The sequence below is a fragment of the Streptomyces sp. NPDC020192 genome (genome assembly GCF_044388685.1).
In the GTDB taxonomy this organism is placed as follows: Bacteria; Actinomycetota; Actinomycetes; order Streptomycetales; family Streptomycetaceae; genus Streptomyces.
Genome location: NZ_JBIRXG010000034.1, coordinates 31,200 through 53,486, shown reverse-complemented (window position 1 = coordinate 53,486; position 22,287 = coordinate 31,200). Strand labels below are relative to the sequence as shown.

Genomic DNA, 22,287 nt, shown 5'->3' with positions numbered 1-22,287 from the left:
TCACGCGACGCCGCCCCTGGGCACACCGTCCGCGCGCCCGTCGGCCACGCCCCTTGGGCTGCTCCGCCGACCTGTGCTGGGTGTCCTCTCCGCCTCCTTTGGCCCAACTCACTGGTGTACGGGCGACTTACGAAATTGTGGCGGCTTACGAAATACTCTCGAACGCCGCCACGAAGCCGTCGGCGGCGAGCAGGTCGGTCACCTGCTTCGTCTGCTTCGCCGCTGCGACGGGGTCGGCGGCCGGGAGCGCGGCCTCGGGGAACACCGCCAGCCACGCGCTGGCGGCCAGCAGGGCCCCGCCGTCGTACTCCTCGGGACGCGGACGGGTTTCGTCCAGCGCCTGCCGGCTCTGGACCAACTGGCGCAGCGCTGCGGCGAGGTCGAGGTCCGGGAAGAACAGCACCGAGACGCGCAGCCGGTATCGGCGGGCGGGCGCGTTCGGGTCGAAGGCCGGCGGCTGTGCGTAGTGCAGCCGGTACAGCCGGGGGAACTCCGCCTGGAGTTCCTCGTAGTCGGCGACCTTGGCGCGGCGCATCAGCTCCGCGAGGTCGAGAAAGGCGAACCGGGCGACGAAGTCCGCCTGGGAGAGCCCCGAGAGGTCTTCGGAGGCCAGGGACTCCAACGCACCGTCGGTCAGCGTGACCCGCGCCGTGACGACGGTGTCGAGCGCCAGGTCGATCCACAGCGGCGGCGTCAGTCCGGGGAGTTCCAGTACGGCTCGCGCCTGCGCGATCTCCGGCAGCAGCTTCTCCCAGTTGCCACGCGCCGTCACCGGCGCACTCACCGGCACCTGGAAGGCGGTCGAGGTGACCTGGACTGCGTCCACGAACCGCACCTCCAGGGTGCTGGGTTCGTAGACCGCGGCAAGCAAGGACCGCAGCCGCGCCCGGTTCGGATCGTCGGGGGGCTCCAGCAGTTGCTGGACCCGCGTCGGATCCAGGTACCGGACCATCAGCTGGTCGGAGAAACCACTCATGGTCGTTTCCCGCGCGTCACGTACCCGCGCACAGCACGGACTGTCATCAGGGTGCGCCTGCCTGGAACTGGGGCAGTGCAGTCGGGTCGCTCAAGACGGGCCTCGGACATGGGACGCTGCCCTGCAGGGTCCGGATGGCACCGTCGGGCGATGCTCCGGACCAGACGTTTTGCTCACCCACCACCCTACGCCGCCCATCGCGAAGCAGCACTTCCTCTCCCGTTGACGGATGCGCCGCATCCACTCCACCAGGCTCGCCAGCATGACGGACGAGACGACACCCACCTGGCGGGGAACTTACGAGGAGATAGACGGCAATCCACGTAGGTCAAACGCCCCCTCAGAGGGCGTTCTGTGAGCTTTCGGTGGGTTCTTCGCTGACGAGGACAGTGCCGGTCGCGGCATGGTGAACAGACCGGGCTCGGGTTCGGTGAGGAGCCGCGCGGATGGGTGTGGAGCTTGCGGTCCGTGACGGGTGGCCGCGTCGGTGGTGGCACAGGCGTAGGTGATGAGCAGGTCGGGCGGCTCTGCCCCGCCTGACCGACCGGGAGGCCAGCCTGCTCCATGACGCTCGGCAGGTCGCCGACCCACGTCCTGGGACCCTGCCACGATCGGCAAACGGGCCACCCAGCACCGCTTTTGCGACGTCGACGACCCGGAGGTAGAGCTGGACGCAGACGCTGTCCAGGCCGGTTCCGACCTCGAGCCCGGTCAGATGTTCGCCTGCACCTTCGACCTGGGCGACAACTGGAGCCACGCGCGCACGGTGGGTCCCGAGCCGACCGCCCCCCTCACACAGCTCGGCCTCATCCCGGATCGGCCCCTGCCCTACTGGGGATGGGGCATCATCCCCGACCCGTACGGCCGTATGTGGAACGGCGACGACGGCCCAGTCCCGTGCCTGCTCCCCCTGCCGAGCCCTGGCTGTGGCCGGACGCCCCCGCACCCACACTCGCAACCATGCACTGCCCAGGCCAGTACACCCTGCCCCGGGCCTGCACACCCGAAGAAGGCCGGCGCTACTACCGGCTGACTTCGGCCAGGGCCGGGCAAGGTCGCCCTGCCCGGCCCGGTGGGGATCAGCGTCGCGCGTTCCTGAGGAAGCCGATGCTGGGCACGAAGAAGTACTCGGCACCTCGCAGTGTCACCGATTCGGCGAGGCTGGCCTTGATCTTTTCCGTGGAGCCGTGCTTCTTCGGCCAGGATGTCGGTGTGGCGGCGCTGCCCGTTCCCACGACCGGGTCCTGGCCCGCGTCCCCGGAGACGAACTTGGGGTCGTTGCACCAAGCGGCCTGCATGAACTCGAACTGGTCGCTGATGTTGGCCTGGGCACACAGGAAGAGCAGTCCCTTGGCGCCGTCGCTCTCGTAGGAGATGCCACGCCGGGCGATGCGCCGGGCTCGTTCCTTCTCCAGGGTCGCGTCGTCGGGGAACCGCCGCGCGACGTCACCGCGCGGGTTGGTCTTGCGGATGTGGGCCTGGAAGGGGCACTTCAGGCCGTCCTGGTCGTCCAGGTAGTCGAAGTCGTTGGGGATGGGGTCGGTCATGCTCCGGCCGGTCGCGGCGAAGTGGACGGGCATGCCGTTGCGGAAGCGTCCCACCATGTAGGCCCCGGCCAGTTCCAGGTCGCCCTCGTGGGGTTCGGCCCGGCCGTCGGCCTTGGCCAGCTCTCCGGCGAGTTTCAGCCGCTGCTGGTTGAAGTGCGGGACGTCCTGCTCCAGCTTGCGGTAGACGAAGTACGAGCCCCAGCCGGTCTCCCGGTCTCCGCCAGGGTCCTTCGCCAGCACCAGTTCCAGGGGAGCACCGGGGTCCCACTTGGTGTCCCCCTCCTCCTTCTTCGCCTTCGCGATGTCCTTGGCGAGGAAGTGCGGTTCGCTCACCCCGTCGACGAAGCCGAAGTGCTCGCGGGCCGGCCCGTTGGGGTACATCCGCAGGACCTTGCCGACCTCCTGGTGCACGACCTGGCCGGCACCGGACGCCTCCAGCGAGGAGCGGATCTCGTCGGCTGTCTTCTGCACCCGTTCGGGGGAATCGTCGGCCACGATGACCAGCGCGTCGATCGGCTTGCGGAATCCCTCGTGCCACTGGGATTCCTTGGGATCATGCAGCTTCTCCAGGGTTTCCGGGTGCCGGCTCCCGCGGCGGAACGCCTTGTCCTCCGGGAGGTCCCTGAAGCCGAGCGCCTGGTATCCGGAGGCCGACAGCATGACGTTGACGAACGGGTCATCCGTGTTCTTGGCGAGCTCCGAGCTGATGTACGCCTCCGGGTCGAGGATGCCCCGCCCCGCGCTGCCGTGGCCATCGCCGTCAGGGCCGACCTTCGCGCCGCCGTACACGCCGATCGGACGGCTTCCACCGAGTCCCACGCCCAAGGACCCACCGATGGGGCCTACCTTCCTTCCCACGGTGAAACCGGGTTTGCCGCCGAGGTCCGCACTCGCGTACGCGCCTACCGGGCCGATGCCCGCCTTCGCGAAGATCGCGGAACGCTTGCGGGTCTGCCCCCACTGGGTCATGGCGCTGGTCACGCGGTCGGCCATACCGGTCAGCCAGTCACGGCCCTTGTCCTTCCTGGCCGGGTCGAACCGGATGAACAGGTGACGGCTGTTCTCCCGACCGTGGCTCTTGAGGATGTTGCCCTGAATGTCCTTCATGAGCCTCTGCTCGTCCGTAGTGAACTCGCCCTTCTCCGGATCGACGGGACCGATGCCCGTCTCCTTCTTGAAGTCGACGATCCTGATCTCCTGCGTCGTCATGGGGCCTCCTGCCTCGGGTTCGGGGACGGTCGAGCGCATGAGGGACAACGCCGAAGCGCGGCGCCCGCCACCCCTCCTCCTCCCACCCACCCCGCCCTGCCACGGGCATATGCTCCGAAATAACCCGGACGCCCGGGCTCGAACCCTCGTACGACGCAACGCCTGGGCGATGAACCCCGGCGACCAGCGTCGTGGCTAGTGTCCAGCCACTCATGATCAGCGCATAGGCCGGCATCTGACGACCCGCTCGGATTCCACGCGCCCGATTGACCGAGGTTCACTACCGGCACCGGCAGGTCGAGCGTGCAGGCGACCGGGTGGAAATGAGGACCGCCCGTGCCCAGCGGTGCGGGGTGGTGGGACGCGAAGCAGACCGATCCGGCGGCGAGCAGGCCCAACAACCACAGCCCGGCCAGCCACGGCCGATACCCATATCCGACCGTTGCGTCCTGGAGAAGACCCCATGCTTTCGCCGGCACTCCCGCCGCCTCACGTCGCCGCCGGTGCTGAGCCAGCAGCACCCGCCGAGACTCGTCGTCGCGCCCCACCGCGCGGTAGCGCGCGGCCAGCTGTTCATGAGGCTGGGGCTGAAACGCGTCACGAGCCAGCCACGGCAGTCCCCCCTCCGGCGTCGGCAATGGCGTCAGTTCGTCACAGACGAAGCCATCCAGGCGCAGCTTGACGGGCCAGGACGCGGCGTCGTCCTCGAACGTCGCAGTCCGTGCCCGCCGCAGGGGGAGCCGGAGGTGGAGGTGATGGAGGACATGGTGATGATCGATTCTCCTCCGGACGTGCAGGCCGCCCAGTTCGGCGACGGTCCGGCCGACGAGTGCTTCGACCTGGTCCTCGTCCGTGACGTCGGCCGGTATGACGATGGCTCCGTCGATGGCTTCCGCGGTCTACTTCGGGTCTCCGGGTCGATGTCGGACACGACGACCGTTGTCGATTCCTTCCTCAATGCCTTGTTGCCAGGTGGCGCAGGGCTCGTGCGGCGGCGTGGGCGCCGCACATGCCGTGTGCTCCGGGGCCGGGCGGGGTGGCCGCGGAGCAGAGGTAGTGGCCGGGGAGCCCGGTGTCGTAGGGACGGAGGGTGAGGCGCGGGCCGACGAGCAGTTGGGGGATGTCCTTGGCGCCGGTCATGATGTTGCCGCCGACGTAGTTCGGGTTGTACGCGGCGAACTGGCGCGTGGTGCGTACGGCGGTGCCGATGATCCGGTCCCGGAATCCCGGGGCGAAGCGCTCGATCTGGGCGGTGATCGCTTCGGTGGCGTCGCCGGAGTAGCCGTACGGGACGTGGGCGTACGCCCATACGGGGTGCACGTTTCCGACCGACCGCGACGGGTCGGCCAGATACTGCTGCCCGACCAGGACGAACGGCCTCGGCGGCATCCGTCCGGCGTGGATCTCCCGCTCGGTGGCAGCGATCTCGGCGAACGTGCCGCCGACGTGCACCGTGCCGGCCCGCCGTGCCGCTTCGGCGGTCCAGGGGACTCCGCCCTCGACCGCGAAGTCGACCTTGAACGCCCCCGGGCCGTACCGGAAACGGCGGTAGGCCCGGGCCGCCCGCGCCGGCAGCAGGTCGCCCAGGATGTCCGCCAGGGCCGTGGGTGCCACGTCCCAGACGGTCACGTCCGTGGGCGGCAGGTCCGAGACCGACCGCACCCTGACCCCGGTCACGATCGTCCCGCCGAGGTCGAGCAGCAGCGCCGCCATGGCGTCGGTGATACGGCGCGATCCTCCTTCCGCGACGGCCCAGCCGTGCCGGTGTCCGGCGGTGAGGATGCCGAGCCCGATGCTCGCGCTGAGCGGACGGTGCAGGGGGTGGAACGCGTGCGCGGCGACCCCGCCGAACAGTGCCCGCGCCTGCTCGCCGGTGAACATCCCCGCCAGCAGCGACGCCGGGGCCAGTGCGGGGATGCCGAATCGGGTGAGGCGCACGGGATGCCGGGGCAACCGCAGCAGCGGGCCGAGGATGTCGTCGCTCAGGGCGTCGTACGACGATGACGGCCCCTCGAACAGCCACCGCCAGCGCCGGCCGTCGGCGCCGAGACCCGCGGCGGTCTCGGCGACCGAGCGGTGCAGCACCCCGGCCGTGCCGCCGTCGAGCGGGTGGACGCAGTCGATCTCCGGCAATGTCCACTTCAGGCCGTAGCGGTCCAGTCCGAGGCTCTGCAGGAACGGGGATCCGACGGCCATCGGGTGGATGGCCGAGCAGTGGTCGTGCAGCAGTCCGGGCAGGATCCCTTCGCCGGAGCGGGTGCCACCGCCGATCTCGTCGGCCGCCTCCAGCACGGTGACCCGTACGTCCGCGCGGGCCAGGGTGAGGGCGGCGGCGAGCCCGTTGGGGCCGGCGCCGACCACGGTGGCTGTGCTCATGTCGTCCTCTCCTTCCTGGGACCGGGGGGTGTTCCGCTCGTCATGGCGCCGGTTGCCGTGTCGCCGCGCGCTGCTGCGCTGTCGACGATGCTTCACGGGTCCAGGTGACGTCGAGCGGGATCGGGCCGTTCGGCAGCCACGGCTGCTCCTTGACTGCGTCGGCGACCTTCCACGTGCCCCGTTCGATCACCCCGAGCGCGGCGTCGATCACCTGGTAGTGCTGGATCCCTCGGTGGATGGGCTGCGACTCCACCCAGACGGTGATCCACTCCCCGGGGGCGAACCCGATCCGGGACTGCACCGCGTTGATCAGGTCGATGTTGTGCAGGTGGCCGTCGCCGAAGTTGAACCCGATCAGCGAGTTGCAGCCGAACTCCGCCTCACGCACGGTGCGTTGGTCGAGATCGGGCAGGTTCTTCAGCAGGACCGAGAACAGGCCGCGGCCCTGGCTGTGCATCGACCGCCAGGCGATCGTCTGCTGCATGGTGATCTCGGCGACGGCCGCCGGGTAGCCCATCGCCTGGAGCTGGTCGACCTGGTTCTTCGTCGGGCGGTGGGGCAGCGAGTTGAGCTTCTCCTCCGCGCCCGGCGCGAACGCCCACAGCGCGGAGGCCCAGTTGCCCGCGTACTGCCGCATCGAGGGCAGGAACGACACCAGGTCCGGGCGCAGGTTGCCTAGGACGGGGAAGAACAGGAGTCCGGCAGCGATCCCGGCGGCCGGCCACGGCGAGGACATGTCGCCGACGCCGTAGCCGTCCCAGGTCGGGAAGCCGAGGAACAGGAAGACCGAGAGGTAGGCGAACAGGAGGTTCCACTCCAGCGGCACGGCCAGGGGGAACGTGGAGGTGATGAACAGGTGGAAGACGACCATCAGGACGACGCCGGCGAGCGTGAGCGAGCGGTTGGTGGAGAACAGCAGCACCAGCGGGGCGACGATCTCCACGGTCGAGCCACCCACGTGCGCCATGAAGGCCGCGACCTTCGAGGGGCGGATGTCGCGGGGGAAGTCGCGGTAGTGCAGCCGCTTGATCCGCTTCGACGGGACGCAGGGGCTGTTGGAGACCATCGGTGCGACGACGTTGGTGAAGTGCAGCCCGAACTTGGACACCCCGGCGCCGATCCAGACCACGCAGATCAGCAGCTTCGCCGCGACGATCATGTCGGTGAACGGCAGGACGGCGAAGAACACCAGCGCGGGCAGGTACTGCTCGCCGCGGGCGGCCAGGAAGACCGTCTTGTCCCGCAGGCCGTTCAGCACGTACAGGACGATCGGCGCGAGAAGCAGGGCCGGGCGCACCAGGCCGGAGGTGTTGTCCGGCAGCGCCTCGGTGAGCGACCCGCTCGGCACGCCGGGCAGCACGACCGCCAGCAGCAGGGACAGCAGGAAGGCCAGGTACAGCAGTACGTCGCCCACCGTACGGCGGTCGCCGCCCGTGAACGGCACGCGCTTCCACGGCCGCAGCCTGATGGTGCCGGGCCTGGCCCAGAACAGGATCCCGCCGGTCATCGGCTTGAACTTGCCGGCGATCGGGCCCCATGACCCCGCCACCCCGGCCGTTTCGAGGAGGACCGTCCACAGCACCAGCTTCTGGTAGACGATCGGCTCGTTCCACCAGTGCGTGACGTTCCAGAACGGGCCGGCGTCCGAGGTCCAGGTCGCCAGGGCCGTCCCGGCGAGCACGTAGAGGAAGAGGACCTTGACCACGTAGGTCGCCGGAATCATCTTCGGCGAACCGAATCCGTATTCCACCCAGTGCAGGGCCAGAGTTTTCAGGCGCTCCTGAAGCGGCTTCTCCAGGAATGCCTCCTGATCGACGGGCGGGAAGTCACCTGTTTTGAACCCCATTGTTCTCGCCTTTCTTGTCCCGGTTTTCGGGCATGCCGGACCACATCCGGAAATCTCCGGGTGAGCAGTGACGTAAATCCGTTACGAATTGACGGAGAGGGAGCGAAGGATCCGTTTGTCGATCTTCCCCACCGGATTCCTCGGCAGCGACTCGGTGACGACGACCGTCACCGGCACCTTGATCCGGGCCAGCGAGCCGCGGCAGTGCTCGACAAGTTCACCGGCGGTGACCGCCGCACCCGGCAGCGGTACGACGTGGGCGACCGGGACCTCGCCGAGCACCTGGTCGGGGGCGCCGACCACCGCGGCCTCCAGCACCGCCGGGTGGGTGTGCAGGACGTTCTCGATCTCCTTGGGGTAGATGTTCTCCCCGCCCCGGATGATCATGTCCTTGATCCGGTCGACCAGGACGAGATAGCCGTCGGCGTCGAAGCGCCCGACGTCACCGGTGTGCAGCCAGCCATCGATGATCGTCGCGGCCGTCTCCTCGGGGAGTCCGAGGTAGCCGCGCATGACGTTCGGGCCCCGGACCACCACCTCGCCCGCCGACCCGTCGTCGAGCAGGTTGCCCTCGCCGTCCATCACGGCGACGGTCTGCCCCGGCAGCGGGAGCCCGACCGTCCCGGGCTTACGCGGCCCGGCAGGCGGGTTCAGCGTCGAGGCGCAGGTGCCCTCGGACAGCCCGTAGCCCTCGACGACGGGCACGCCGTACCGGTCCTCGAACCGGGTGATCAGTTCGGCGGGCATCGGCGCGGCCCCGCAGATCACCCGGCGCAGCGACGAGGTGTCCGGACGCACCTCGTCGGGCAGCGCCACCAGCAGCGCGTAGATCGCCGGCACCGCCGAGAAGTAGGTCGGCCGGGCACGTTCGACCGAGGCGAAGAACGCCGGGGCCCGGAACCGGCCCGCGATCGTCGCCCGCCCTCCCGCCAGCAGCGGCGACAGCACGCTCACCACGATGCCGTTGACGTGGAACAACGGCAGGACCAGCAGGCTGTGGTCGGTCTCGTCCAGGCCGATCCCTTCGATGATCATCCGGCACATGGCGGCGACGTTGGCGTGGTCGAGCATCACGCCCTTCGGGCGCCCCGTGGTGCCGCTCGTGTAGATGATCAGGGCGAGGGCGTCGGACGCCGGAGCGATGGAGTCAGCGCCCACACCCTCCCCGGCCGCCGAGGCAGCCGTCACGGCCGCCACATCGAGCGTCCCGACGGTACGGGCACGATCATCGGTGATCACCACCTTCGCCCCGGAAACCTCGATCTGATGGCGTGCCTCCGCATCGGTGAGCCCGGGATTCACGGGCGTGACCGCGGCCCCCAGCCGCCACGCGGCGAACATGACGACGACGAGTTCCAGACGATTCGGCAGAATGACCGCGACCACATCCCCGGCGCCCGTTCCATGGGCACGCAGGGCGGCCGCCGCATTCCGGACCCGTGTCAGGAAAGCCTGATTGTCCAGCTGCTCGTGGTCGTCCTCGATACAGGGGCCCATGGGATTCCGGGCGGCCCGAAGATCCGGCAATTCGGCGATGTGCAGCACGTTTCCCCACCCTTGAGTCGCACCGTGACGAAGTTGGTGGGAAAAAGGTAGGGAGGACGCGGGCGGGCGACCATGGGCTTGTGTCCCATCGCGGACCGGCCTCTTTGTTGCCGCCGTCACAAAACGAGCTCCCGGCCGACGAGCGCCCGGGCCGGCCCCGCTCCCGCTTGCTGCCGCCCACCGTGGTCCGCCGTCCGCCAGGTACTTTCCGGACAGCATCCGTTGGATACCGTCCCGGTATGAGCGCTCATGTCGACGGGGTCGTGCGGGATGCCGCCAAGAGCATCCAGGCCGATCTGGAGAACCTGACGGCCAGGATGACCTCGATGTTCGTCGACGTCATCCCCGAGTTCCGCCACGACGACGCCGTACGGCGGCTGATGGTCGCCAGCACCTCCTCGAACCTGACGGCCATCGTCGACATGCTGGCGCTGAACATCTCCCTCGACGACATCACGGTGCCGCCGGCCGCCGCCGAGTACGCCCGCCGCTTCGCCCAGCACGACCTGTCGCTGGAAGCGCTGCTGCGCGCCTACCGCCTCGGCGAGCACATGTTCGTGCAGTGGGCCATGACCGCGCTCCGGAGTCTCGACCTGCCCACGGACGAGGCGCTGACGGCGACGAGCCGGATCGCGCTGCTGACGAACAGTTACATCGACCAGGTCATCGAAGGCGTCATCGACATCTACGAGAACGAGCGCAGACGTTGGGACGCCCGCTCCGACGCGACCCGTGCCGCGCAGGTCCGCGCCGTGCTCGACACCGAGGGACTCGACCTCGCCTCGGCCGAGAAGATGCTGTCGACGTCGCTGCGCGGGTGGCACCTCGCCGCGATCATCTGGACCGGGCCCGGCCCGGCCGGCCATGCCTCGGCCCACCTCCGCGCGGGCGCGGCGATGCTGGCGGCGGCCACCGGCAAGGCTCCGCTGACGATCTCCGCCGACGAGCAGACGTGCTGGGCGTGGATCTCCTCCACTGGCAGGCCGGACCTCGACGTCCACCGCCTCGGGAACGAACTGCGCGCGCACCCCGAGCTCCGCATCGCCCTCGGTGACCCCTCTCCCGGACTCGACGGATTCCGGCAGACGTTCCGGGACGCACAGCGTGCCCGCAACGTCGCCGCCACCGGAGCCGACCCCGACCGCGCGCTCGTCCTCCACTCCCAGGTCGCGCTGGCCGGCCTCCTCGTCGACCACCTCCCCGATGTCAGAGCCTGGGCCGGGCGCGTCCTCGGTGACCTCATGCGCGACGACGAGGCCACGGTCCGCCTGCGCGAGACTCTCCAGGTTTTCCTCGACGCGCGCGGCAGCTTCACCGACGCCGCCGCACGCATGCATGTGCACAAGAACACCGTCCACTACCGGGTCCGAAAGGCCGAGGAGATACTCGGCCACCCGCTCACCGAGAACCGTCTGGACATCGAGGTGGCCCTGCTGGCCTGCGCGCAGCTCGGAATCTGGTATGCGGAGGGCGGCGCCTAGGAGTTGTCGTCAAATGTCACGCCCACATCAGCAGGGATGCCAGGGTGACGGCCAGGTCGCGGAGATTCGCAGTCGTAGGCGGCGGCCGCGGCGGGTGAGGCGAGCTGCGACATGATCCTCGTCAGGGGAAGCGGTCGAAGCCGGTGGTCTTGCCATGCGGGTGCCCGTCGGTATCCCGGCAGATCGACCATGCCGGTCAGCTCGGCGACCTCGGCCCCTGTCCGCAGACTGTCGTGCTGGTCGAGGGCCAGGTGCCAGAACCGGTCGGGGATCGCTTGACTCCACCCCAACCGAAACGGCGAGGCTAGCGGACTGCCGCTCTCAGCGCCGCCTCGATTGCGTTGGTCAGTGTTTCCAGATACTCATCGTCGCTGCGCCCCTGTATGACCAGTACGCGGAATGCGAGCGGTGCGATCAGTAGGTCGGTGCCGAGATCCAGATCCAGCCCGGGGGGGAGTTCGCCGCGGTCAATCGCGCCCTGCAGTATCGTGCGCGCCGCCGCCCGCCGCGGTGCGGTCACTCCGGTGTTGAGCCCCTCCGCCAGAGCGTCGTCGTGGCTGGCCTCGGCGAGCAGTCCGGCCGCGATCCGGGCAAGTAGCGGATTGGCCAGTTGGCTGCGGAAGGTGGCGAGCAGTTCCCGCAGGTCGGTGTGCAGGGCGCCCGTGGCAGGCGTGGGCGGGAGCGCGTCGGTGACCTTGCCACGGATCAACTCGGTGACCATCGCCTGCTTCGAGGGCCAGCGCCGGTAGAGCGCGGCCTTGCCCACGCCGGCGCGCCGGGCCACTGACTCCATCGACATCCGCGCATACCCGGCCTCGGCGAGTTCGGCGAAGGCTGCCTCGGTGATCGCCTCGGTCACCCGCTGTCGCAGGACCGCCCCGCCGGTCGCCGGGCGGCCCTTCTTCTGCTGCACTGTCATGCTCCCGAGCATAGCGAACGGAACGGTTGCGTTCCATGTGTTACCTTTTAAACGCTACGGAACGCTGCCGTTCCGTTCCATTCATGGAAGGGAGCCGATGATGAAATTCCTCTACGACGACGAGTCCTTCTCCTTCGAGGCACTGCGGGCTGCGGGCTACGCCGCCTACGGCGGCGCCGACCTCGGCGAGGTCCTGGTCACCTGCCGGCAGATCCCAGAGGGAGACGAGGAGGCCTGGTCGGCCCAGTGGGCTGCGACGGCGGCGCGCATCGAGCGCATCGGCCGGGACGCGCTGGCCGCCGGTCACCGAGTCAGCGCCCGGGAGGCGCTGCTGCGCGCGTCCAACTACTACCGGACCGCCGACTTCTACCGCCGCGAGGATCCCGCCGCTGACGCCGAGTCGGCGCGGCTCGCCAGGGCCTCCCAGCAGACGTTCGCTGACGCGGCCGAGCTGCTCGACACTCCGGCCCGCGCCCTGCGCATCCCGTACGAGGACACCACGCTGCCTGGCTACCTGTTCCTCGCCGACGACTCGGGCACCCCGCGCCCGACCGTGCTCGCCCACGGCGGGTACGACTCCACCCTCGAGGAGGACTACTTTGCGCTGGCCGCAGGCGCACTGCGGCGCGGCTACAACGTCATCGCGTTCGACGGCCCCGGCCAGGGCAGCACCGTCCGCGATCAGGGCCTGCACTTCCGGCCGGACTGGGAGGCCGTGGTCACCCCGGCCGTCGACTTCGCGCTCACCGTGCCCGAGGTGGACGCCGAGCAACTCGTGCTGATCGGCATGAGCCTCGGCGGCTACCTCGCCGCGAGGGCGGCCGCCTTCGAGCACCGTCTCGCCGCGTGCGTGCTGTACGACGGCGTCTACGACTTCCACGCGGTCATCGCCGCAACCGCCAGCCGTGCGGCTTCGATGCCCGGCGGTATGGAGGCGTTGATGGCGCAGAACACCATGGTGCGATGGGTGGTGCGCAACGGCCGGTGGACCTTCGGTGTGTCCGACATCGACGAGTTGGTCAAGGCAACCGAGGCGTACACCATGGCGGGTATCGCCGACCACATCACCTTCCCGACACTCGTACTCGAAGCCGAGAACGACCAGTTCTTCACGGGGCAGCCGCAGCGTCTGTTCGGCGAGTTGACCTGCCAGAAGGAGCTGATCTCCTTCCGTGAGGACGAAGGCGCAGGCGAGCACTGCCACGAGGGTGCGATGTTCCTGTTCCACCAGCGCACCTTCGACTGGCTCGACACCCTGCTCGCCGGCTGACCTCGCATGCTGGCCTGCAGGTCGTTTCGAGGGCATGGGCCGATTACTCTCGGCGTCATGCTTTCCAGGGCTCGGCAGCGCGCCTTGCCGCATCGCGCAATCGGATAAGCCGTCAGGATGCCGCTGACGTCTCGCTTGAGGTCACGGGTAGGGATTCCGGGCCCCTGTCACGGGGCTGGCTCGTCTCGCGTCGCCTCCTCCACGGTCGCGCAGCGCCGGTAGGCGGGAAGCCGGCCCGCGAGTCGGAAGACCTTGCGGATGCGCGTGGTCAGCGGAGACATGAAGCCGGCGGCGAGCTCGGCGAGGGTGGTGTGCTCGCGCAGGTGTACACCAGGGCCACCATGGCTCGCTGGGAAGGGCGGATTTTGCAGCGGCTGTCACCCTCGCGGGTGACGATCAGCATGGTGGCCCACTCCACGAGCGCGTGTGGCAGGTCGAGTGCGCGAGGATGGACAACCAACGAGGCTCCCAAGCTGGCGAGTTGGGACGTGAGACATCCCGCTCCAGTCCGAGGGCCCAGCCTGTTACGCCCCCCCTGCCCGCCACCCGATCCATACCTTTCTTCGTGGGCTGATCCGGGTCATTCGTACGATCGGGACACCCAGGGGTGCTGGGTATGGCTGTCACCCGATAGCCGTGGTTGTGGCTTCCACTGATTGGCCTCCGCAGGTCGACCGCGATCTCGCCGACCTCCTGGAGGGGCTGCAGGTCGCAGCGCATGCGGGCGGCGCACGCTCAGCTCGATGCGCACCGGCCGGCCACCGATCGCCCAGTCGGCCAGACGGCGTACACAGCGGCTGTGCACCCAGTCGCGGGTGATGTCGCAGCCCGTACACCGAGCAGGCACTTCGTCACGGGACGAGCCCGGACGATCACGACAGGGCCTGTCGCATCGACAAAGACAACCGTCACGCCGGTCAAGTGCGGTAACAGGGGGGAAGTTCGTGTCCTACGTCCCCATGGTGATCACCAGCTACGGAAATCGATGACACACGTGCCCGTCCGGCAGAGGCGGATCCGGATACGCGGGGCCGGCTTCGCGAACCAGGCCAGAGGCCAAGGCCAGCCCCGAATCGCCTCGTGGACCCAGTTCTGGCTGGATCAGTGCTGCCCGGCTGCGGGCGCCACGACCGCCGTCAGCAGGCGGTTGGCCAGCGGGGTCGGAGCCCCGAAGTCGAGGCTCAGGTTGGAGACCGAGTAGATGCCGCGCAGGGACAGGTCGCGGGTCGCGAACATACCGTTGGCGTAGCCGAAGTCGTGGCCGGTCTTGCCCCAGAGCACGCCCCCGTCGGGCAGCGGGGTGGACATCAGGGCGGCGCCGAAGCAGGCCACCTTGTTGCAGCTGGTGCCGATGAACGGGACGAGCTTGCCCTCGTTGTCCTTTGGCAGGGTGAACATCTCGTTGAGCTGCGCGGGGGGCAGCAGGCGGCCCTGGAACAGGGCGGTGATGAAGCGGTCCAGGTCGGCCGGGGTGGAGATCATGTTGGACGGGTCACCGCCCTGCTCGCTGACGTCCACCGCCCTTCCGTGGCTGTCGGTCACGTATCCGTGGAGGTAGGGCCGGGGCATCACGGGGTCGTCCTCGGGCACCGAGGTCTGTTCGAGTTGCAGCGGCTTCAGGATGCGTTCGGTGACCTCCTCCTTGAACGAGTGGCCGGTGACCCGTTCGATGAGTCTGCCCGCGATCCGGAAACCGAGGGAGTTGTACTCCTGCTCGGTGCCGGGCGCGAAGTGCGGACCGGGCCAGGGGCGGTCGGCGGGGCGCAGGGTGGTCCTGATGATGTCGTCGAAGGTGCGGTACTCGTAACGGTTGGCGATCGTCGCGTCGGCGCTCTGTGCGGGTTTGCCCTCGTCCACGTCCGGAAGCCCGCTGGTGTAGTTGATGAGCTCGCGGACGGTGACCGGCTGGAAGGTGTCCGGGAGCAGACCGGGCATGTACTGCTGAGCGGTGTGGTCGAGGTCGATCCGGCCCTCGGCGACGAGTTGCAGGACGACCGTGGTCTCGAAGACTTTCGAGATGCTACCGATGTGGAAGTGCGCGTTCGCTGGGATCTTCCGCCCGGTTTGGCTGTCGACGGTCGACCCCTTCCACAACTGGCCCGGCTCGCCGACCCGAGCGATCGCGCCGGAGGCACCGTCGGCCGGCCGGGACTCGATGGCGGCTTGGAGCGCGGACGGATCCAGCGACGGGAAGACCTTCGTAGCGCCGGTACCAGCGTTACTCACGGCGAAGGCCTGCCCGCCCGAACCGGCACCCACGCCGATGACAGCGGAGCTGATGAGACAGAGGGCGGCGACGCGGCGAGCCAGCAGCTTCATATGAGACTCCGTGAGATTCGTTGTGCTGAACGGTCTGTATCCACGCGATCGATCCTGCTCGACAACCGCCCGGCCAGGCATCGGGACCAACCCTGATCCGACCCCGAACTCACCCCGAGTCGACCCCGCCGCCGACGACGACCGTGACGGTCATGCACCTCGCGAGCGCGTCGCGATCTGTGCCGGCGGCACCGGCACCTGAGCTGCCGTTGCCGCTCACCGACGCCACCTCGGTCAGCAGTGCCGCTATGGGTTGCGGTAGCGGTCGTGAAGGATCTTGACGATGTCCGTCCACGCACTGTCGGCCCGCTCGGGCAGGTGGTGACCGCCATGGCCGGCCAGCCGCCGGTAGATCGGGGGCATGGTTCCGGCTTCAGTGGTGATCAGGGCGGTGAGCAGGGGCGGTGTCCGCGCCCAACAGCGCACCCGCCGCAAATGTGTCGGCTGGCGAAGGCGCAGGACGACCACCCGGAGTGGAAGACCGCGCTGGAGGCGGTCGATGAGCACTGGAACCCGCAGTGGCCGGCGCACTGGCAGCAGCTCTACGCCGCGCTGCGGGAGCTGGTGTGCGACGAAGAGGGCCGGACCGACGTCCTGCCCGGCGTGACCGTGCACGGGATGGACGTCGGGCGGTGGCTTCAGCGCAACCGTGAACACGCCGTCTGGCACGGCCTGATGGACGGGCAGCGCAAGCTCCTGGAGCAGATCGGCGTCGTGCCGCTGCCGCCCAAGCAGGAGACGCCCGCCAAGGTGGCCTTGGGAGACCCGGACACGGCAGTGCTCCCATCCCGCACGTCGCACGCGAAGGGAGCACTGTCGGGCACCTGCTGTGAGGACTACTCGTCGCCGAAGGGGCGGAAGGTCAGGTGCCACAGTTCCTGGGGCTCCTGCTTGGGCGGGGCGAGTTCGATCTGCGCGCCGGGGCGCACGAGGCGCAAGGCCAGGCCGTTGTCCGACAGTACATGGAACCCGCCGAGGGCCGGCTCGAACGTGAACTTCGCCCAGTCCTGGCGCGGGACGTTGTCGACCCAGAGCTTGTCCTCGGCGGTCACGATGCCGGTCTGCTCGTGGTGGGTCAGGCGGATCACATACGCGGAGCCCGGAATGGGCTCAAGGGGCTCGATGGTCCAGGTCTGCTGGAACGGGGGGTACAGCGGGCGGTTGGTGATGAGGGGGACGCCGTGCTCGCTGGCGTGCTCCCCGGCCGTGACCACGGCCCGTCCGCCCAGGATGGTGCCGTCGATCTCGTAGGTGCCGGGCTTCACCGGGATGGGAGGCATGTGTGGGGCTTCCTCTCTCTCGGTCCGCCGGCGGCCAATTCGCCGCCGGTCGACGCGTCCAACCATCACGGAACGGAGCAGATACGGAACGATTCGGATACCGCCAAGCCGGATTCGGCGCGGACTGCTCGGCCGCAAGTGCGAATCAGTTCGCGAGGGCGCACGGCACCTGCCTCTGCCGTGTACGTGCGCCAGCAACGAACGAGCGAGGCAAGCCATGCGGCAGACGGACCCGAGTGAGCTGTTCACCCTGTGCTGCGGCAGGCCGAGCCGCCGCGCGATGTGTTCCACTGGCAGCCCCTCGATGGCCCGTTCGATTGACGATACGGTTCTGGTGGCACAAGGAAAGCTCTGCGCCCGAGACCGGTCCCGGCGCACGCCAACCACCCCTGCCCCGCAAGCCGGTTGAAGTTCCCGCATCCAGGTCAGCACCACCCACAGGGGCGGCGAGCCCCCACGCTCCCGCTTCGAGCCGGGTGGCGGCGTCCTGCGTTGTCCATTGGCTGCGGGACGCGAGGGTTGCATCGTGGTCCGCAGCCCACCCTTACGCGCGCGGTCGGGCGGGCCGACGATCGGGGTCGATGTCCGCCCGGACACGCGTGTGTACCCCGCTCCCGAAAAGGCGCCCCCATCCGCCCGGTTCCACGCGACGGACCTGCCTTCCGGCCGCGTAGAGCAGATGACGGATTCACCCACGGAGGGGACTGCACAGTGACAGCGCGTGCGCTCAAGGGGGCACTGAGGGGTGCCAGGGGTACAGCGATCGCGGCGGCGGCGATGGCCGTCCTGACCGCGTCGCAGGCGCCGGGGGCGGTCTCGGCCGAGGCCGCGGATCCCACGCGGACGGTGCCCGCCGAGCACGGCCCCAGCGTGTCCGGCAACACCCCGTACCGCACCGGCCTTCCCCCGCTGCGGACGCCGAAGAACGGCTCGGCACCGGGAGCGACGGTCGGCGGCTCCCTGCCCGCGAGCGTGTTCGCCGCGTACCGGCGGGCCGAGGAGGAGCTGGCGCGCAGCGCGCCCGGCTGCCGGCTGCGCTGGCAGTTGCTGGCCGCGATCGGCCAGGTGGAGTCCGGGCAGGCATGGGGCGGCCGGGTGACCCCGGACGGTACGACCGTGACACCCATCCTCGGCCCGCGGCTGACCGGCGGCGCCTTCGCCGTCGTACCGGACACCGATGGCGGCGCGTACGACGGGGACGCGGTGTACGACCGCGCGGTCGGCCCGATGCAGTTCATCCCGTCCACCTGGGCCCGCTGGGGCGCGGACGGCAACGGCGACGGACGGTCGGACCCGAACAACGTATACGACGCGGCGCTCGCCGCCGGCCGCTACCTGTGCGCGGGCGGCCGGGACCTGTCGAACCCCGCCGACCTGGACCGGGCGATCCTGGGCTACAACCACTCGGACGCCTATCTGCGCACCGTCAAGGCCTGGTACGCGTACTACCTGACCGGACACCGCGTGGTGCCGGACGCGTCCGCCGGATCCCGGTCGGACCGGCCGAAGCCGTCCCGCCCGAAGAGGCCGAAGCCCTCGCCGTCGAAGCCCTCGGACGACCGCAAGCCGGGCCCTGGTCCCTCGCGCACGCCGTCGGCGCCGCCCGCCGCACCCTCGCCCAGCCCGTCCCCTACGGCCGGCGTCCCGAAGGCGTCCGGGACGCCGCTGGTTCCCGTCCCCGAGCCGACTCTCACGCTGCCCGGCGGCGGTGTGCTGCCCGACGCGGGGCCGCTGACCGTCGGCAACGGCTAGAACACGATGGGCGTCTCCCCCTCCACAACCGCGACTACTCGGCGGTAATGTCGCCACCCGCCGGAAGCACAGGACCGGCGGGTGAGTGCGAAGGGGCCCTCTCATGGCGACGGACATGCCTGCGGACACAGCGGCCGGCGAGGAGCGTTGGCAGCGCATGTGGAGCCATCGCGAGCAGCTGCTCAAGGTGGCCCGGCGACGCTCCATGAGCCAGGAGGACGCCGAGGACGCCGTGCACGAGGCGATGTTGCGGGCCGCGGAACGTTCGGACCTCGACGACGAGCGGCTCGGCGCCTGGCTGACGACGGTGACGATGCGGCTGTGCGTCGACCGGTACCGGCAGGTCAACCGCGAGGCCGAGGTGGGCAGCCGCCCCACGCTCGTCGCGCCGGGCCCGGTACCCGTCGAGGAAGCGGTGTGCGACCGGGCCGAGGCGAAGTGGCTCGCCGTGCGCAGCGGTGAGCTGCCCGCCCGGCAGGCGGAGGCGCTCCGGCTGAAGTCCGAGGACCTGGACGTGAGCCAGGTCGCGGTACGGATGGGGCTCAGCTACCGGACCGTCGAGTCGCTGCTCGCCCGGGCCCGGCGGACGCTGCGCGCCTCGCTGGCCGGGACGCTCGCTCTGGTGCTGTTCCTGGTCGGGCGGGGGCGGCTGCGCGGGGGTGGCAAGGCCCAGGTGGTCGCGGTGACCTCGACGGCGGCGACCCTGGCGGTGGCGGGGTTCGTGCTGCCGTACGCGGTCAATGCGGGCGGAAACGGGAACGGTCCGGCGCCGCGGCCGACCGTGTCCGGCGCCGCGCAGGTCCGGCTCAGCGACGCCACGAGCCGGGGGCGCACCCCCAAGACGGGCACCTCCTCGCCCCCGGCGCCCGGGGCTCGGGGTCGGACGCCCTCACCCACTGGGGAAACGTCCCTGCCGGTGCCCGTGCCGTCCCTGCCGGTCGTGTCCTCGTCCCCGCTCCCGGGTCTGTCGGCGCCGCAGGTCCCGCAGCTGCCCGGCGTGCCGAAGGTGCCGGACCTGCCGGACCTGCCGACGGGGTCGGCCGCCTCGTCGCTCCCCTCGCTTCCCCCCGCCCAGGCCGCTCCGCTCTCCTCCCCCGTCCTCGCCCCGAGGACGCCTTCGAGCACGCCGTCACCGAAGCTGCCGTAGCACGCCGTAAACGCGTCCGAAAAAAATCCCGGTCGCCGCGACGGACGCCCCGCGCCTCCCCGTAGAGCAGATGTCGGAGCTGCTCCACGGGCGAAGGGTGGAACCGGATGGGTGTCGAGATCTGTGTGGAAGGGCTGACCAAGTCCTTCGGCCACCAGGTCATCTGGCAGGACGTCTCGCTGACGCTGCCCGCCGGGGAGGTCTCGGTGATGCTCGGCCCCTCGGGGACGGGCAAGTCGGTGTTCCTCAAGACGCTCGTGGGGCTGCTGAAGCCGGAGCGCGGCTCCATCACGATCCAGGGCCGGGACATCACCAAACTCCGTGAGCACGACCTGTACGAGGTGCGGAAGCTGTTCGGCGTGCTGTTCCAGGACGGCGCGCTGTTCGGCTCGATGAACCTGTACGACAACATCGCCTTCCCGCTGCGCGAGCACACCCGCAAGTCCGAGAGCGAGATCCGGCGCATCGTGCTGGAGAAGATGGACATGGTCGGGCTGATCGGCGCCGAGGAGAAGCTGCCCGGCGAGATCTCCGGCGGTATGCGCAAGCGTGCCGGGCTCGCCCGCGCCCTGGTCCTCGACCCGGAGATCATCCTGTTCGACGAGCCGGACTCGGGCCTGGATCCGGTCCGCGTGGCCTACCTCAACCAGCTCATCGTCGACCTCAACGCACAGATCGACGCGACCTTCCTGATCGTCACTCACGACATAGCCTCGGCCCGCCAGGTCCCGGACAACATCGGGCTGCTGTTCCGGCGCGAGCTGGTGATGTTCGGGCCCCGCGAGAAACTGCTGACCAGTGACGAGCCCGTCGTGCGGCAGTTCCTGAACGGCCGGATGCAGGGGCCGATCGGCATGGCGGAGGAGAAGGACGCGGCCCAGGTCGAGCAGGAGCTGGCCCAGATCGAGGAGGGTCCACGCGTCCGGGACCTGACGCCCCGCCTGCTGCCCGGCCCCGGCATCACCCGCCCGCCCCGCTGGGAGGCGATCGCGAGACGCGAGGCACAGCTGCACGGGACGGGGGTGAGCAACGCATGAGGCTCTCCCCGACAGGTGCGCTCCGGCACTCGGGCAACCTCTTCGCGATGGCGCTGGACGTCGTCCGGGCCCTGCCCCGACGGCCCTTCCAGGCGCGGGAGTTCATTCAGCAGGCGTGGTTCGTCGCGAGCGTCACCATTCTGCCGACGGCGCTGGTCTCGATCCCCTTCGGGGCGGTCATCGCGCTGCAGATCGGCAGCCTGACCCGGCAGTTGGGCGCGCAGTCCTTCGCCGGTGCCGCGTCCGTGCTCGCGGTGCTGCGCGAGGCCTCGCCGATCGTCACCGCGCTGCTGATCGCGGGCGCGGGCGGCACGGCGATCTGTGCGGACCTCGGGGCACGCAAGATCCGGGACGAGATCGACGCGATGCAGGTGCTCGGCATCGACCCGATCCACCGGCTCGTCGTACCGCGCGTGCTGGCGTCGATGGTCGTGGCCGTGCTGCTCAACGGCCTCGTCTCGGTCGTCGGTGTCGCGGGCGGCTACTTCTTCAACGTCGTCCTCCAGCACGGCACGCCCGGCGCCTACCTGGCGTCCTTCACCACCCTCGCCCAGCTGTCCGACCTGTGGGCGGCGGAGATCAAGGCGCTCGTGTTCGGGGCCATCGCGGCGATCGTCGCCTCGTACAAGGGGCTGACGGCACAGGGCGGTCCGAAGGGCGTGGGCGATGCCGTCAACCAGTCCGTGGTGATCACCTTCATGTTGCTGTTCGTGACCAACTTCGTGATGACCGCCATGTACTTCCAAGTCGTTCCACAGAAGGGCTGAAGCATGGCGCTGTTGAACCGTCTGGAGGAACTGGGCGCCCAACTGTCCTTCTACGGGCGCTCGCTCGCGTGGACGGGCCGCACCCTGCGCCGCTACAAGAAGGAGATCCTGCGGCTGCTCGCCGAGGTGAGCTTCGGGCGCGGTGCGCTCGCCGTCGTCGGCGGCACGGTCGGTGTGATCGCGTTCCTGTCCTTCTTCACCGGCACCGAGGTCGGCCTCCAGGGCTACGCGGCCCTCAACCAGCTCGGCACCTCCAACTTCGTGGCGTTCCTGTCGGCGTACTTCAACACCCGGGAGATCGCCCCGCTGGTGGCCGGGCTCGCCCTGTCTGCGACGGTCGGCGCCGGATTCACCGCGCAGCTCGGTGCGATGCGGATCAGCGAGGAGACCGACGCGCTGGAGGTGATGGGCGTGCCGTCGCTGCCGTTCCTGGTGACGACGAGGATGATCGCCGGCTTCGTCGCGGTGATCCCGCTGTACGTGATCGGGCTGCTGTCCTCGTACCTGGCCGCCCGCACCATCACCACCGGCTACTACGGGCAGTCGACGGGCACGTACGACCACTACTTCCACCAGTACCTGCCGCCCGTCGACGTGTTCTGGTCCTTCGGCAAGGTGATCGTCTTCGCCGTGCTGATCATCCTGGTGCACTGCTACTACGGCTACCACGCGAGCGGGGGCCCCGCAGGGGTCGGCGTCGCGGTGGGCCGTGCGGTGCGGACCTCGATCGTGGCGATCAACGTCCTGGACTTCTTCCTGAGCCTCGCGATCTGGGGCGCCACCACGACCGTACGGATAGCGGGGTGAGAGCGGTGC

15 protein-coding genes and 2 pseudogenes are annotated in these 22,287 nt (G+C 69.6%); 8 read left to right on the top strand and 9 right to left on the bottom strand.

Annotated features, from left to right (window positions below; genetic code table 11):
• Positions 1–145: 145 nt before the first annotated feature.
• The 5 genes from ACH47Z_RS40020 to ACH47Z_RS40000 form a co-directional block, all read right to left on the bottom strand.
• Positions 146–976, bottom strand: coding sequence for a hypothetical protein (locus ACH47Z_RS40020; RefSeq protein ID WP_399083189.1), 831 nt, complete (start codon positions 974–976; stop codon positions 146–148).
• 1,079 nt (positions 977–2,055) lie between these two features.
• Positions 2,056–3,732, bottom strand: coding sequence for a Dyp-type peroxidase (locus ACH47Z_RS40015; protein WP_399083186.1), 1,677 nt, complete (start codon positions 3,730–3,732; stop codon positions 2,056–2,058).
• Between the two features lie 954 nt (positions 3,733–4,686).
• The gene (locus ACH47Z_RS40010; protein ID WP_399083184.1) at positions 4,687–6,108 is read right to left on the bottom strand and encodes a phytoene desaturase family protein; all 1,422 of its coding nucleotides are present in this window, start codon (positions 6,106–6,108) and stop codon (positions 4,687–4,689) included.
• A gap of 40 nt (positions 6,109–6,148) precedes the next feature.
• The gene (locus ACH47Z_RS40005) at positions 6,149–7,954 is read right to left on the bottom strand and encodes a DUF3556 domain-containing protein (protein WP_399083181.1); all 1,806 of its coding nucleotides are present in this window, start codon (positions 7,952–7,954) and stop codon (positions 6,149–6,151) included.
• Between the two features lie 81 nt (positions 7,955–8,035).
• The gene (locus tag ACH47Z_RS40000) at positions 8,036–9,499 is read right to left on the bottom strand and encodes a class I adenylate-forming enzyme family protein (RefSeq protein ID WP_399083178.1); all 1,464 of its coding nucleotides are present in this window, start codon (positions 9,497–9,499) and stop codon (positions 8,036–8,038) included.
• Positions 9,500–9,738: 239 nt separating this feature from the next.
• On the opposite strand from ACH47Z_RS40000, the gene ACH47Z_RS39995 reads away from it, so the two are divergent.
• Positions 9,739–10,980, top strand: a complete 1,242-nt coding sequence (locus ACH47Z_RS39995) for a helix-turn-helix domain-containing protein (RefSeq protein ID WP_399083174.1) — start codon at positions 9,739–9,741, stop codon at positions 10,978–10,980.
• 304 nt (positions 10,981–11,284) lie between these two features.
• On the opposite strand, the gene ACH47Z_RS39990 is transcribed toward ACH47Z_RS39995, so the two are convergent.
• Entirely contained in the window at positions 11,285–11,899 is a 615-nt protein-coding gene (locus ACH47Z_RS39990; RefSeq protein ID WP_399083171.1) for a TetR/AcrR family transcriptional regulator, read from the bottom strand.
• Positions 11,900–11,996: 97 nt separating this feature from the next.
• Between ACH47Z_RS39990 and ACH47Z_RS39985 the strand changes: the two genes are divergently transcribed.
• The gene (locus tag ACH47Z_RS39985) at positions 11,997–13,169 is read left to right on the top strand and encodes an alpha/beta hydrolase family protein (protein ID WP_399083169.1); all 1,173 of its coding nucleotides are present in this window, start codon (positions 11,997–11,999) and stop codon (positions 13,167–13,169) included.
• A 281-nt stretch (positions 13,170–13,450) separates the two neighbouring features.
• Here the strand turns inward: ACH47Z_RS39985 and ACH47Z_RS39980 are convergent.
• Both ACH47Z_RS39980 and ACH47Z_RS39975 read right to left on the bottom strand, forming a co-directional pair.
• Positions 13,451–13,629 (bottom strand): annotated as a pseudogene (locus tag ACH47Z_RS39980) (IS5/IS1182 family transposase); the annotation flags it as partial.
• Between the two features lie 641 nt (positions 13,630–14,270).
• Positions 14,271–15,488 carry a serine hydrolase domain-containing protein gene (locus ACH47Z_RS39975; RefSeq protein ID WP_399083166.1) on the bottom strand — a complete coding sequence of 406 codons (1,218 nt, stop codon included), beginning with the start codon at positions 15,486–15,488 and terminating at the stop codon, positions 14,271–14,273.
• 330 nt (positions 15,489–15,818) lie between these two features.
• On the opposite strand from ACH47Z_RS39975, the pseudogene ACH47Z_RS39970 reads away from it, so the two are divergent.
• A pseudogene (locus ACH47Z_RS39970) lies at positions 15,819–16,142 on the top strand (hypothetical protein); the annotation flags it as partial.
• 182 nt (positions 16,143–16,324) lie between these two features.
• Here ACH47Z_RS39970 and ACH47Z_RS39965 read toward each other — a convergent pair.
• Positions 16,325–16,768: a hypothetical protein gene (locus tag ACH47Z_RS39965; protein WP_399083163.1), complete on the bottom strand. Its 444-nt coding sequence runs from the start codon at positions 16,766–16,768 to the stop codon at positions 16,325–16,327.
• Positions 16,769–17,479: 711 nt separating this feature from the next.
• Here ACH47Z_RS39965 and ACH47Z_RS39960 point away from each other — a divergent pair.
• The 5 genes from ACH47Z_RS39960 (at position 17,480) to ACH47Z_RS39940 (ending at position 22,278) form a co-directional block, all read left to right on the top strand.
• Positions 17,480–18,520 carry a lytic transglycosylase domain-containing protein gene (locus tag ACH47Z_RS39960; RefSeq protein WP_399083160.1) on the top strand — a complete coding sequence of 347 codons (1,041 nt, stop codon included), beginning with the start codon at positions 17,480–17,482 and terminating at the stop codon, positions 18,518–18,520.
• Between the two features lie 103 nt (positions 18,521–18,623).
• On the top strand, positions 18,624–19,667 hold the full coding sequence (locus ACH47Z_RS39955; protein WP_399083157.1) for a sigma-70 family RNA polymerase sigma factor: 1,044 nt from the start codon (positions 18,624–18,626) through the stop codon (positions 19,665–19,667).
• A gap of 107 nt (positions 19,668–19,774) precedes the next feature.
• Positions 19,775–20,704: an ABC transporter ATP-binding protein gene (locus tag ACH47Z_RS39950; RefSeq protein ID WP_399083154.1), complete on the top strand. Its 930-nt coding sequence runs from the start codon at positions 19,775–19,777 to the stop codon at positions 20,702–20,704.
• On the top strand, positions 20,701–21,471 hold the full coding sequence (locus ACH47Z_RS39945; RefSeq protein ID WP_399083151.1) for an MlaE family ABC transporter permease: 771 nt from the start codon (positions 20,701–20,703) through the stop codon (positions 21,469–21,471). Before ACH47Z_RS39950 ends, ACH47Z_RS39945 begins: the two co-directional genes overlap by 4 nt.
• A gap of 3 nt (positions 21,472–21,474) precedes the next feature.
• Positions 21,475–22,278, top strand: a complete 804-nt coding sequence (locus ACH47Z_RS39940; RefSeq protein ID WP_399083148.1) for an MlaE family ABC transporter permease — start codon at positions 21,475–21,477, stop codon at positions 22,276–22,278.
• The last annotated feature ends 9 nt before the right edge of the window (positions 22,279–22,287 follow it).